This is a genomic window from Viridibacillus arvi (assembly GCF_001274945.1).
GTDB classification, from domain to species: domain Bacteria; phylum Bacillota; class Bacilli; order Bacillales_A; family Planococcaceae; genus Viridibacillus; species Viridibacillus arvi.
The window spans coordinates 40,736-54,256 of sequence record NZ_LILB01000007.1; the positions used below are offsets into that span (position 1 = coordinate 40,736).

Annotated in this window: 15 protein-coding genes; 1 reads left to right on the plus strand and 14 read right to left on the minus strand. The window is 36.5% G+C overall.

The genetic code is table 11. The features are described 5' to 3' along the window. Nucleotides 1-39: 39 nt before the first annotated feature. The 5 genes from rsmA to metG all read right to left on the minus strand — a co-directional run bounded on the left by rsmA (nucleotide 40) and on the right by metG (nucleotide 5,918). Nucleotides 40-921, minus strand: a complete 882-nt coding sequence (gene rsmA, locus AMD00_RS17660) for a 16S rRNA (adenine(1518)-N(6)/adenine(1519)-N(6))-dimethyltransferase RsmA (protein WP_053418382.1) — start codon at nucleotides 919-921, stop codon at nucleotides 40-42. Beyond that, nucleotides 914-1,480 (minus strand): ribonuclease M5, encoded by a 567-nt coding sequence (gene rnmV, locus AMD00_RS17665; RefSeq protein ID WP_053418383.1) that lies wholly within the window; start codon nucleotides 1,478-1,480, stop codon nucleotides 914-916. The genes rsmA and rnmV overlap by 8 nt, the downstream gene beginning before the upstream one ends. A 178-nt stretch (nucleotides 1,481-1,658) precedes the next feature. Continuing rightward, nucleotides 1,659-2,708, minus strand: coding sequence for a 3D domain-containing protein (locus tag AMD00_RS17670; protein WP_053418384.1), 1,050 nt, complete (start codon nucleotides 2,706-2,708; stop codon nucleotides 1,659-1,661). Between the two features lie 130 nt (nucleotides 2,709-2,838). After that, on the minus strand, nucleotides 2,839-3,609 hold the full coding sequence (locus tag AMD00_RS17675) for a TatD family hydrolase (RefSeq protein WP_053418385.1): 771 nt from the start codon (nucleotides 3,607-3,609) through the stop codon (nucleotides 2,839-2,841). Nucleotides 3,610-3,950: 341 nt separating this feature from the next. Then, entirely contained in the window at nucleotides 3,951-5,918 is a 1,968-nt protein-coding gene (gene metG, locus AMD00_RS17680) for a methionine--tRNA ligase (RefSeq protein ID WP_053418386.1), read from the minus strand. Between the two features lie 351 nt (nucleotides 5,919-6,269). Between metG and AMD00_RS17685 the strand changes: the two genes are divergently transcribed. Next, nucleotides 6,270-6,548, plus strand: a complete 279-nt coding sequence (locus tag AMD00_RS17685) for an AbrB/MazE/SpoVT family DNA-binding domain-containing protein (RefSeq protein WP_038179230.1) — start codon at nucleotides 6,270-6,272, stop codon at nucleotides 6,546-6,548. Nucleotides 6,549-6,693: 145 nt separating this feature from the next. Here AMD00_RS17685 and rsmI read toward each other — a convergent pair whose 3' ends face one another. From rsmI to tmk, 9 genes are all read right to left on the minus strand, one after another. After that, entirely contained in the window at nucleotides 6,694-7,566 is an 873-nt protein-coding gene (rsmI, locus tag AMD00_RS17690; protein WP_053418387.1) for a 16S rRNA (cytidine(1402)-2'-O)-methyltransferase, read from the minus strand. Beyond that, nucleotides 7,563-7,826 carry a GIY-YIG nuclease family protein gene (locus AMD00_RS17695; protein WP_053418388.1) on the minus strand — a complete coding sequence of 88 codons (264 nt, stop codon included), beginning with the start codon at nucleotides 7,824-7,826 and terminating at the stop codon, nucleotides 7,563-7,565. Before AMD00_RS17695 ends, rsmI begins: the two co-directional genes overlap by 4 nt. Then, nucleotides 7,810-8,559: a tRNA1(Val) (adenine(37)-N6)-methyltransferase gene (locus AMD00_RS17700; RefSeq protein WP_053418389.1), complete on the minus strand. Its 750-nt coding sequence runs from the start codon at nucleotides 8,557-8,559 to the stop codon at nucleotides 7,810-7,812. Before AMD00_RS17700 ends, AMD00_RS17695 begins: the two co-directional genes overlap by 17 nt. A gap of 64 nt (nucleotides 8,560-8,623) precedes the next feature. Further along, the gene (yabA, locus tag AMD00_RS17705) at nucleotides 8,624-8,989 is read right to left on the minus strand and encodes a DNA replication initiation control protein YabA (protein WP_053418390.1); all 366 of its coding nucleotides are present in this window, start codon (nucleotides 8,987-8,989) and stop codon (nucleotides 8,624-8,626) included. A 22-nt stretch (nucleotides 8,990-9,011) separates the two neighbouring features. Further along, nucleotides 9,012-9,830 carry a PSP1 domain-containing protein gene (locus AMD00_RS17710; protein WP_053418391.1) on the minus strand — a complete coding sequence of 273 codons (819 nt, stop codon included), beginning with the start codon at nucleotides 9,828-9,830 and terminating at the stop codon, nucleotides 9,012-9,014. Next, complete coding sequence (gene holB / locus AMD00_RS17715; RefSeq protein WP_053418392.1) at nucleotides 9,823-10,827, minus strand: DNA polymerase III subunit delta'; 1,005 nt, start codon at nucleotides 10,825-10,827, stop codon at nucleotides 9,823-9,825. Before holB ends, AMD00_RS17710 begins: the two co-directional genes overlap by 8 nt. A gap of 67 nt (nucleotides 10,828-10,894) precedes the next feature. Continuing rightward, on the minus strand, nucleotides 10,895-11,332 hold the full coding sequence (locus AMD00_RS17720) for a YaaR family protein (protein WP_053418393.1): 438 nt from the start codon (nucleotides 11,330-11,332) through the stop codon (nucleotides 10,895-10,897). Between the two features lie 19 nt (nucleotides 11,333-11,351). Then, complete coding sequence (locus tag AMD00_RS17725) at nucleotides 11,352-11,681, minus strand: cyclic-di-AMP receptor (protein WP_038179221.1); 330 nt, start codon at nucleotides 11,679-11,681, stop codon at nucleotides 11,352-11,354. A gap of 72 nt (nucleotides 11,682-11,753) precedes the next feature. Further along, entirely contained in the window at nucleotides 11,754-12,380 is a 627-nt protein-coding gene (tmk, locus tag AMD00_RS17730; RefSeq protein WP_053418394.1) for a dTMP kinase, read from the minus strand. Nucleotides 12,381-13,521: the final 1,141 nt, after the last annotated feature.

The window sequence follows — 13,521 nt, forward strand, 5'->3', positions numbered from 1 at the left end:
ATTTTTTTTACGAGTGTGCTAAGAATGTAACAGAAACGTTTATTGACGGAAGGTAGGATAAAGTGCATCAGCCAATTGACCAAACTCAATAATAGACAAAGTTTCACCACGGCGCGTTGGATCAATACCACACTCAGCTAGTGCTTCCAGAATTTTTTCTTTCTTTTCTTTACCTTTTGGCAACTGTGATTGTAAGTTATTTAATATAGTTTTACGACGTTGCGCAAAAGAACTTCTCGATACTTCAAATAAGAATTCTTCATCGATTACATGCACTGGTGGCTCTGCATGACGAGTTAGGCGAATAACAGCTGAATCTACATTCGGCTGTGGCATGAAGACAGTTTTCGGTACAGTCATCACTACTTCAGCCTTCATATAATATTGGATAGCAATCGAAAGTGAACCATACGCCTTTGTACCAGGATTTGCAGAAATACGATCTGCCACTTCTTTTTGCATCATCACAACCATACCGCGTATAGGTAATTTCTCCATTAATAATTTTAGTAAAATAGGAGTTGTTACGTAATAAGGTAAATTTGCTACTACCATAATGTCTTTATACTTCGCAAATTCCGAACTTAACTCCTCAGCTACATTCGCTTTTAAAATATCCGAATGAACAACTTTCACATTATCATATGGGCTTAATGTATCTTCTAGAACCGGTAATAAACGTTGATCAATCTCAAATGATACGACCTGTCCTGCAGAGCGAGCTAAATGCTCCGTCAGAGCACCTATACCTGGGCCAACCTCAATTGCCACACTATCTTCTGTTAAATCAGCGTAGCTCACAATGTTACGAAGAATATTAGGGTCAATTAAAAAATTTTGCCCTAAACTTTTTTTGAATGAAAAACCATATTTCTTTAAAATTTCTTGCGTGCGTAAAGGCGTTGCAATATCTTTATGCATTTTGTTCCTCCTGATTTATCTGTGCAATCGCTTCACCGAATTGCTCTAAAGTTATTTGAAACATTTGTAATCGCTTGTGCAATTGTTTGCCGTTAGTTGAACCTATATTTAATAACTCACCTAAACGTTCTCTACGTGCTTTCGCATTAGGATGTGACAGTAGCTGAGCTACAATTAAATCATCTAATGTGATAATCTGCACGTCCTCTGATGCCACTCTAGGTGTATAAACGTTTGAGAGGGCATAACGGATATCACTGTCTTTCGCATGTTCTATACCAAGACTTTTTCCGTTTTTAGCAATAGTTTTCTTTTTCGGCAAAAACGCATGTTTTACATCTGGCACTCTTTGTTCAATAATTGCCCGAATACGTCTCCCTGGATAATCCGGATCCGTAAAGACGATAACTCCCCTTTTTTCTTGGGCATGTTGAATTCGTCGTAGAACTTCCTCTGAAATAGCAGAACCGTTCGTTTCGATTGTATCTGCATGAACAGCCCGTTTAATTGCTGTCGTATCATCTTTTCCTTCAACCACAATAAATTCTTTTATTTCCACGGATACCTTATCCTCTTTTCTAAAACGTCCTTTGACTATTTTACTGCTATATTACTTATATTGTACAGTAGCTTAAGTAAGAAGGCTCGTTTTCAATCAGTAAGAGTGTCCCTATAAAAAAAGCTTTCCTTACAATTGCAAGGAAAGCTTTTCATATCTATATGTTAAACGACATGTATTAGTTTAATACTTTTATTTTAACTCTTTTGCGACCCCAATTATAAACAGACTGCTTATTTGAAATAAAGACATCGATCTTACTCCCTTTAATTGCACCGCCAGTATCCCCAGCAACCGCATAACCGTAATCTTCTACCCAAACTTTAGAACCTAATTTAATAACCTTTGGATCAACCGCAATTACTTTTATATTTGGATTCTTGCGTAAGTCGATACCTGTAGCCGTTTTACCCGAACAACCATTACAGAAAGCAGTGTAAGCTGTAGCTGTTACATACATAGTTCGACCACTAGACGGCTCATCTGAACGAGATGGTGTCTTAGGTTTTGAAACTTTTTTAATTGATGTTAAATATTTTGATGAAACATAGCCCGTTTTACTTTTATATTTCACCTTATACCAAGAGCCTTTTTTGCCTTTGTACGTCACTTTTTTACCTTTAGGAATCGTCAGAAGCACTTTATATTTTGTGCTTGCACCTTTTCGTAAATTAAGACGACCTTTAGTTTTATAGGTTTTGGCTTTGCTAACTTGTGTAATTTTCATATTGCTAACGTCAGTTGTGGAGCCTTTAGAGCCTTCCACCACATCGGTGACTTTTTGTACTCGAACATCATCAAAAGCCGTTGTGTTAGGTGTTTTAGCTAGCGCCTTAGTGTCTTGTTGAGCGCGTCCTATCTCGCCTGACTCAACTATTGGTTGCTTTAAAAAGTCAGCGACCGTAGTCGAAGTGGTTCCTGCTATCTTGTTACTACCATCACCTTGGATGGTTAAATTTAATGCCTGTTCATACGAATTTGTATTATTATTTTTAAAATTCGTATTCACTGAGGTTTGTATTATATCATTGTCAGATGATTTAACTCCAACAATATTGTTTTGTGCTGTAACTTCTTGATGGTCACCGTTTGCCACGGCTGTGTTTGTACTTTCGAATAAATTCGAAGCTACGAAAGCAATTACTAGTGCGATTGATAATACCATCATCACTGTTTGCTTATTCCTCAATGATCTTGAGAACAGGTTTTTCATGGAATTTTTTGTCATGAAAAACGCCTCCTTATCACTCGTTGGATTATATAGACCTTCTTTTTAGCTGTCAACACCTAAGATTTTTTCCTAATTTTGACAACGAAGCAAGTTTTCCTATCCGAAGTAAGGGAGGCGACCTTGCATTTTATTTTGTAATTTTATAAAAACGGTGGGCATTGGCAGTTGTTGCCGATGCTACTTCTTCTACCGATATTTCCTTTAGGCGCGCTATTTCTTCCGCTACTAGCGGTACTAAAGATGGCTCATTTCTTTTACCTCGATGTGGGTGAGGTGCCAAGTAAGGAGCATCTGTTTCAATCATCAAATACTCAAGTGGAATTTCTGTTGCAACTTCTTTTGGTTTTTTGGCATTTTTGAAAGTAACGGGACCGCCTAAGCTAATCATGAAATTCATGTTAATACACTCTTTTGCAATTTCTACACTTCCGCTATAACAATGCATAACTCCACCCGTAATTTCTGCATGTTCTTCTTTCAAAATGCGCACACAATCTTCTGTTGCATCACGATTATGAATAACAATTGGTAAATCCAATTTTTGTGCCAATCGAATTTGTTTACGCAATAATTCCTGCTGTATTTCCTTTGGAGATTTATCCCAATAATAATCAAGTCCTGTTTCACCGATTGCTACTACCTTTGGATGAGCTGCTAATTCCTCAATCCATTGTAAATCCGCTTCTGTGCAGTCAATTGCATCTACAGGATGCCAACCGATTGCTGCATACAAAAATGGATATTCATCAATCAATTCCATTGCCTTCTCAATTGTTGGTCTGTCAAAACCTACGACAACCATTTCTTTTACATCAGCATCTAATGCGCGTTGGATCACTTCTTGTAAATCCTCTTCGTATTGGTCAGCATTTAAATGCACATGTGTATCGATAAACATCGTCATTCTCCTCACAGTAGTTTTATTTTAGACAAAGAACAGATTTCAGAGTTGTCATTCATATTACAATTTGATTACAAGGCTCTCCGGATTATTTCATTAACCATTAAAAGGGATATTTATGGGTATAAAAATATCACCGTGTTATTTTTATACTAATAACAGATCTCTGAAATGCAGTTCCACAAAAAAATATCATATCCATAAATAGAACCAAGAGCCTACTATTTCATACAGTAGGCTCTTGGTTTTTCAGTAAACTTAAGAAAAATCGCGATATTTAAGGAAATTTAGACTTCCTTCATTATCAATAAGATGATTCTTTAGTTGTTATTAAATTTTTATTTTACTTTTGCGCCGTTTTCTAGTTTTTCATCGACAGTCGCTAAAGTTAAAATACCATCTTTACTTCCTGCCAAAACCATACCTTGAGAAAGTTCACCACGAAGTTTTACTGGTTTTAAGTTAGCAACAACGATTACTTTACGCCCAACTAATTCTTCCGGTTTGTAATACTCCGCAATACCCGATACAACTTGGCGTTGCTCATATCCTAGCTCTAATTGTAATTTTAATAATTTATCTGCTTTTGGCATTTTTTCGCATGCAATGACAGTTGCAACACGAAGATCCACTTTCATGAAATCTTCAAAAGAAATTTCAGGTACATCTTCTTCTTTTTTTGCTACCGCATCTTTTTTAGGTTCTTCAATTGGCTTAACTGAACCTTGCATTTGTTCGCGAATATAGCCAACTTCTACTTCATTATCTAGACGAGGGAAAATTGGCACACCTTTTTCGATGACTTTTTTACCAGATGGTATTGCACCAAATGTATCTAGTGTATCCCAAGCTAATAATTCTTCATCTAATCCAAGCTGTTCCATAATTTGCTTTGGTGCAATTGTCATAAATGGTTGAATCATAACAGCAATTTGTCGTAAGCTTTCTGCTAAATTAGCCATTACAGTTGCTAATTGACCTTTTAGTGCTTGATCTTTCGCTAATACCCATGGTGCTGTTTCATCAATATATTTATTTGTACGTGAAACTAATGCCCATACGTCAGAAAGAACTACACTAAATTGCATTTTTTCCATGTTTTCTTCATATTTCACTTTTGTATCCGTAGCTTGTGCGATTAATGCTGCATCAAATTCTGTTGGTTCTAAACCTTCAGTCGGTATATGTCCATCGAAATACTTGTTCATCATAGAAATAGTTCGGTTTAATAAGTTACCAAGATCATTAGCAAGATCAAAGTTTGTGCGTTCTACAAATGATTCTGGTGAGAATACCCCATCTGATCCAAATGGTAACTCACGTAGTAAGAAGTAACGTGTCGCATCTAATCCATAACGCTCAACTAACATTTCAGGATATACAACATTACCTTTAGATTTCGACATTTTACCATCTTTCATCATGATGAAACCATGTGCAAACACTTTTTTAGGTAATGGTAAATCTAAAGCCATTAAGAAGATTGGCCAATATATAGTATGGAAACGTACTATATCCTTACCAACTACATGTACATCTGCTGGCCAGTACTTTTTAAATAATGTATCGTCCTCAGATAAATAACCTAACGTTGTAATATAATTTGTTAAAGCATCAACCCACACATAAATAACATGCTTTGGATCTCCAGGAACTTTAATTCCCCAGTCAAAAGAAGTACGAGAAACAGATAGGTCTTCTAAACCAGGTTTGATAAAGTTATTAATCATTTCGTTTTTACGAGACTCTGGTTCGATAAATTCAACATTATCCTCATAATATTTCAAAAGGCGATCAGCGTATTTCTTCATATTAAAGAAGTACGATTCTTCTTTTACTTTATGAACAGGGCGACCGCAATCAGGGCAGTTACCATTATCCAATTGTGACTCAGTAAAGAATGATTCACACGGCGTACAATACCAACCTTCATATTCCCCTTTGTAAATATCACCGTTGTCTAAGAATTTTTGGAAAATCTTTTCGACAGCGTCTGTATGACGTTTTTCTGTTGTCTGGATAAAATCGTCATAAGAGATGTCCATTAACTTCCAAACAGCTTTTGCTGATTCAGCAATTTCATTCACATATTGCTGTGGTTCTTTACCTGCCTCAGCTGCTTTTTCTTGAATTTTTTGCCCATGCTCGTCCATACCCGTTTGGAAACGTACGTCATATCCTCTCAAACGTTTATAGCGTGCGATCGTATCAGAAGCTACAGTTGTATATGCAGTTCCAATATGAAATTTACCACTAGGGTAATAAATAGGTGTTGTTATATAGAATGTTTTCTTTTGATTGTCCACGAAAACTTCCTCCAGTGTTCTACAGTATACTTTCTATTCTAACCAAGTACGAAAAACCTTTCAATCAAAGTTTATTAAATGACTTTTTGACGAAAAATGTCGAATATTACATTTCGAATTCAAGATACTTAAATATAGCAAAAAACTCATGCTATTTATGCTTTTTCGAGGAAATTAATCAAATTCGTATGTAAATTCTACTTAAAGAACGGAATATATTTGAAATAAAATATCATTTTTCAAACAAAAATAATTGACGTTTATGGCATTAGTTGGTATGATATTCAACAGACACAGAATATATGTCGAAATTTGACGAAAAATAATAATAATATAGGAGGAATTCTTGTCATGAAATCTACTGGTATCGTCCGCAAAGTTGATGAATTAGGTCGCGTGGTTATTCCTATCGAACTTCGCCGTACTCTAGGCATTGCAGAAAAAGACGCTCTTGAAATCTACGTTGATGATGATAAAATCATCTTAAAAAAATACTTACCTAATATGACTTGCGCTGTAACAGGCGAAGTATCTGATGATAACTTCCGTCTTGCTGGTGGTAGCTTAATCCTAAGCCCTGAAGGCGCTGAAATCCTTGTAAAAGAAATCCAATCTAAATTAACTAAATAATTTAGAGGATTTAATTATATTCGAGTAACAAGTTATACAATAACAAATAGATTATTACCTATCTTGTTTTTCAAATGTGATTTCATATATAGAAAACATCCGAAATATTCGCCATTTCGGATGTTTTTTTAATTAACAGATCTTATTATTCCACATGATAGGCTTGATACACTTCTCGCTTTGCAAGACCTCTTACTTTCGCCACTTCTTTAATAGCATCTTTAGAAGATAGTTGCTGTTCTTCTATTAGCTTATTTATGTGATCGACAACCGTTAGCTCATCCCACCAAGCTGCTTCCTCTTCTTCATCAGCATTTACATTACCTTCTAAAACAATACAAAATTCTCCGCGAATTTCACTTTCAACTGCCCACTCTAATGCTTCATCAATTGTACCTCTTAAAAACTCTTCGAATTTCTTCGTCAATTCACGTGCTAAAACAATTCGACGATTACCAAGAATCGTTTGCATATCCTTTAATGTATCTTTCAAACGGTGAGGAGCTTCATAAAATAGAATCGTCTCTTGTCTCTTACTTAATTTTTCTAAAGCTTCTTTTCGCTCCTTCTTTTGACGACTCAAAAATCCATAGAAGAAAAATGGTTGAGGGATTAAACCTGAAGCTATTAAAGCGGTGATAGCCGCATTAGCACCAGGTATCGGTACGACCGCAAAGTCTTCTTCAATTGCCTTTGCAGCAATATCTGCACCCGGATCTGAAATACACGGTAGTCCTGCATCACTTACTAATGCTACTGTTTTACCTTCACGTAAATAATTAAGAAGCTTTTCACCACCATACTCTTTGTTGTGGTCGTGGTAACTAACAAGAGGTGTATCAATTTCAAAGTAATTACAAAGTTTCTTAGTATTACGCGTATCTTCTGCTGCGATGACATCCGCTTCTTTTAGGATACGAATAGCCCGCATAGTCATGTCTTCTAAATTGCCAATAGGTGTAGCGACTAAATATAAGCAACTCGTATTTTCATGCATGGTACTTTTTTGTGATTTCACAGTTCTCCGCTCCTTATATGGTCTATCTTCTGTTTACGTGTTAATTGTTTAAATGCGTATTCAGCTCGCATCGCTTCTTGCTTTGTCTCATATTCTTCAAAGTAAATGCAACGTACAGGTAAACGTGCCCTTGTATACTTGGCACCTTTTCCTTGATTATGCACGCCAAGTCGATGTTCTAAATCATTTGTGTAACCTGTATAGTAAGTCCCATCACCACATTCTAGTACATACATGAGATGCTTATTGTTCTTTTCCATATAGCATCTCTCTCACTTCAGCTGTATATTCACCATCTTCTCCATATACATAAAGTGGGGGTAAAACTTTTAAATCTGGCTTGCCATCTTTAATTCCTTCTATTAATAATGTATTTGCTTCTTTACCAGCTTTCGGATAAACAAAGCGGATGCGTTTGGGTTCCAATCGATTTGCACGCATCGCCGTTATAATATCAAGTAAACGACTCGGACGATGGACAAATGCTGCCTTTCCACCTTGCTTTAACAATTTACTTGCGGAATAAATCATTTGATCTAATGTTAAATGGATTTCATGTCTAGCAATCGCGACATGCTCCTTCAAGTTTTTATCACTCGCTTCATGCGCAGGGAAATAAGGTGGATTACATGTCACAACATCATACTTTTCCGCGCCTAAAACAGATGCAATTGTCTTCACATCACCTTGCATAATCTCAATTTGTAGTTCTAATTTATTATAATGAACACTTCTCTTGGCCATATCAACAAGACGATCTTGCAATTCTACGCCAGTAATATGCCCTTTTGTCCGAGCACTCAAGAACAACGGAATAGCTCCATTACCAGCACATAAATCAACAAGCTTTCCCCTTTGATAAGGTACATTCACAAACTTTGCAAGCAACACTGCATCAAGAGAAAATGAAAACACCGACGGACTCTGGATAATGCGTAATTCCTCTGCTAAAAGATAATCGAGTCTCTCATCTTCTTTCAACCACTGTTCCATATAATTACCTCCAACATAGCAAAAGACTGACCTCCACTTTTTAAAAAATGGAATCAGTCTTTGTTTAGCCGTTTTGTTTATTTAAAAATGATAGGCAGAATAAACAATCCTCACCTTTACGTGATCCTCCAAAATGGACATGACATACATGGTATCCTTCATGATAAAGTCTTGCCAAGTTATCATAACCCTCACCGACATCAATGATTTCTACTTTTTTCGCCGAAACGTCTTTAACAACCTTCCCCTCAGGTTTAGAAGAGAGTACTTCCTCTAGACGTGTGCGAAGATGACGATTCTCCATTTGGAGTGTTTGATGCTCTTCCATCATGAGTGCAACGAATTTCTTCAGTGCCTCAAATTGTTTTTGCATCGATTCTAGCTGTTGTTCGAACTCCATAACAGTATCTAAGAAATTACGGTCCTCCACTCAAGCCACCTCATTATTTCCACTATTGGACAGAACTTTTTTCGTGTTGTAAAATTTCTTCCAATGTATAATCCAAAATACGTTGTTGCTCAGAAAGCTCTACTTGTAGCACGCGTTCTAATATATTCATGCCTACTACTTTTCCACTACCATCTGGTGTTGTAATTACAGCACCAATATCAGGCATTTGCTCCCTTGCTTCTTCATACTCGTCGTTTTCATATTTCAAGCAACACATTAAACGACCACATAACCCTGAAATTTTAGAAGGGTTAAGCGATAAGTTTTGATCTTTAGCCATTTTTATAGAAACTGGCTCAAAATCACCTAAAAATGTAGAACAACATAACATCCTTCCACACGGACCTATACCACCAAGCATCTTCGCTTCATCTCTCACACCAATTTGACGAAGTTCGATTCGTGTGCGGAAAATAGCAGCTAAGTCTTTTACTAACTCTCTGAAATCTACTCGACCTTCCGCTGTAAAATAAAAAATAATTTTATTGCGGTCAAATGTATATTCAACATCAACTAATTTCATTTCTAGTTCATGTTCTGAAATTTTTTCTGTTGCCGATTCAAAAGCACGTTTAGATTCTATAGCATTTTCTTCAACTTGGAATCGGTCGCGTTCATCAGCTGGGCGTACGACTTGCTTTAATGGTAGTACAACATCGCTTTCTCCTACTTGTTTCATTGGAACAACAACTTTGCCATACTCAATACCACGCGCAGTTTCGACAATTACATATTGACCCTTACTTAATAAAAATTCCCCAGGATCAAAATAATATATTTTACCCGCTTTTTTAAAGCGGACACCAACTACATTATACAAAGGATTTTCCCTCCTGCAGATTCAGCATAAGCTGCTCCATCATCAGCGTTCGGTTCATGTTGCGCTGTAATTGCTGACGAGCTTGTAATATCGCTTGTAACTGCGTCGATAAACGAGCATATGTCGTCTGCAATGCAACTTTCTTCCAGTACGATAACCAATCCGGATACGTACACACTGCTTCGGGATTTGCTTTAATCGCAACAATGTCACGAAATGCAAATAGCAGTAAATCTAATGCCAACTCCATTTGCTCTTTCTCTTTAAATAGCGGCAGCCAATCTTCATGTACTGATAACATAGATTCATGCACATTAGTAAAGGTTGCTTCAACCAATTTTAACACTGTTTTTCGGGCCTGCGCAAACTCATCGTCTTTTGATAGAGAAAAAGCTTCCTCTAAATCGCTTGTCACCATGCTAACCGTAGCAGCCATTGAAAGCGTAATGCCCTCTGCTACAAGCTCTTTAATCATAGTGTCTTTCGATATTCCTTGAAACTTTATATGCTGGCAACGTGAACGAATAGTCGACAACATAGCATTTATATTATCTGTAATGAAGATTGCCGTCACAATACCTTCAGGCTCTTCAAGAAATTTTAATAATTTATTGGCAGATTGCGGATTTAGACGGTCAGCCTCATGAACGACATATACTTTCCGCCCTGCTTCTAAGCCTGTCTTATTCATTTCATGTAACAAAGCCTCGATGGCTGCTACTTTAATAAATTGACCATCCGGGTATATTTGGTGGAAATTTGGGTGATTTCCTGATTTAATACGCTGACAATTTCGACATGTTTCACATGGAACATTTTTCCGAGGTTCCTCACAAAACATTAATTGCACAAAGAAATGCATTATAGCTTCAGTTCCAGAGCCTTTTCCACCTTCAAATATGTAAGCATGACCCAGTCTTTTTTTATCGAAAATTGTTTGGAGCTGCTTCATCACTACAGGTTGTAATTTCAGTAGCTCTTCAGCTGTCTGCACCATCATTCATCACCTTTTCATTGTTTGAAAAAATCCCGTGCTCCGGGGTTCCGAAAGGCACGGGGTTTATTTACGTATATAAGTTGATTAACAACCCTTTAATTTCGCCTATTTTACTTAATAAGTCAACGGAGTCTTTCTCCTGGTCTAAAATGTCCTCTGTCAATTCGATAAGCTTTTCATCAATTGTTGATACTACTTTCAATCGTCGACCTTCACCAAAACGATTCCATGTATGCGATTGTTTAAGCTCCATACCATAATCAACTGCCTCTTGTAAGAAGCGTTTTACAAGCATTTTAAATTTAGCTAAGTCACGTAAATTACGAGATTTGGCAATGCGATCGCCAGCTGTCGAAATATCACCTAATAGTCTTGTTAGTTGCTCTGTTTGCAATCGCTGCCCCTGCTTCACTACTACATCACCAAAACGTGTTACGGGTTGATGATTTTGTAGTGGCTGACGTGATTGATCTAAGCCAGTTCGTAAGTCTTGATTAATTTTCAATTACCAGTCGCCTCCACTACTAGAAATGGTGGAACTGTTCAATCGGTAATACGAAAACGGTAGCTCCCCCAACCTCAACTTCTACAGGATATGGGATATACGAATCCGCATTCCCACCCATCGGTGATATTGGTGCTACCATTTGCTCACGAGCACGACAATTATCACGAATGATATCTAAAGCTTTTGGAACCAATGAATCTTCAGTACCTATAAGGAATGTCGTATTTCCTGAGCGCAGGAATCCTCCAGTACTTGCCAATTTTGTTGCACGAAACTCATTTTTCGTCAAAGCGTTTGAAAGACGGTTACTATCCTGATCTTGTACAACTGCTACAACTAATTTCATCGGCACTCACCCCTTAATTAAATAGGTTCTTTAAATAATTATAACACAAACAAGCTAATTTCTTCATTTTCTTTATAATTCATTTTTCAAAATTTCCCAAACGCTCTCCACTACTTCATCTAAACTTTTACTTGCATCTATTATACGAAAACGTTCTGGATTTTGATCGGCTAATATTTTATAAGCTTCACAAACTTTTGTATGGAATGCTAAGCTCTCCACATCTAAACGGTTTATCTCACGCCCACTATGCGCATTAATTCGTGCAAGACCCACTTCTGGTTTCAGATCAAATAATATCGTCAAATCAGGCATTCTATCCCCAATAGCAAACTCATTGATAGAACGCACCCCTTCCATTCCAAGACCTCTGGCATGTCCCTGATAGGCTAATGAAGAATCTATAAAACGATCACATAAGACCGGGATGCCTAAAGCTAAAGCTGGTTCTACCTTTTCCGCAAAATGCTGGCTGCGAGCAGCTGCATATAATAGAGCCTCCGTCCGTGCATCCATTGCTGTATGGGCAGGATTTAAAATGATATCGCGAATCTTTTCAGCTATTTCGTTGCCTCCAGGTTCACGGGTTGCAACGAACTTCTTGCCCTCCCTTTCTAGCCTTTCAACGACCATTTTCAAAACCGTAGTTTTCCCTGCTCCTTCTGGTCCTTCAAATGTTATAAATAAATTTTTCTTCATTATTATATGTTCCTCCGATAACGGATTAGTTTCGATTAATTTCGATTAACTCTATTATACAATATCTATTCTTAAAACCCGTCACTCATTCGTAATTTCACCAATCAAAAAGTTTAATTACACATTAGATAAATTTTAAAAACACCCTATTCAATATTTTAGAACCTTTATTAATTACTCTTCATTTTTTTATGAGATGAAAATCTTTTACTCATAGTTAATACAAATACTTTCATATCGTTTAATCCATAATGCAACGGGTATTTTAATAGCCATCTATATATAATGTATTAAAACAAGTAATTATTATTCTCAATTAAAATAGTCAAAATCACTAATCTCTTTCTATAAATAAAACTATTCAACTCCCCCCTACCAAATTGTACATATTACACTACTACATTATATTAGGCTTTTCAGACTTAATACCACAAATTGAAATGTTTTAAACAACCTAAAAAGCTTTAAGCGAATTTATCATCTACTTAAAGCTACTCTTTTAACATATTACTGGGTGGCATAACCCCATCTACAATAATGGCGAACCTTGTCATACCTATTGTTGATTCATCTGTAATGTTATTACTAAGTCCGTTATAGCTTTATCGTTCATTAATGTTTTCTGCAGAACTAGAGGATACAAAACTTCTTATAATACTTAATCAACTTCAATACCCCTATTTTGGGATAAGTAATCAAGTTAATTTTTCGCAAGTAGTTTTCTCCACATATGAACTTCCTGAGTTATCAATTTTTTCATGGACCACAATTGTAATGATGATATTACTTTATCCATACCATCTAATCCAACGATTACTGCTTTATTCGTAATAGCAATAATAACTAGCCTTGCCCAACATCAATATGGAGTAGTACCTAATACTCGGTAGGAATCCAGTTTGAGTCTCTATTGATTCAACTGATTTAGTTAAACAAAGATCCATCAATTTGAATACACAAAGAAAGCAACTACAGATAAGCTTGTTTTTACCATAAAGGAAAAATCGCTAAGGCTAGCGTAAACAATCTATTTGATGAATGTAATATATTTTTCAAAAACAATAAAAAAAGCACAACTGATTAAATCAGTTGTGCTTTAATGTGCCTAGCAACGTCCTACTCTCACAGGGGGAAACCCCCA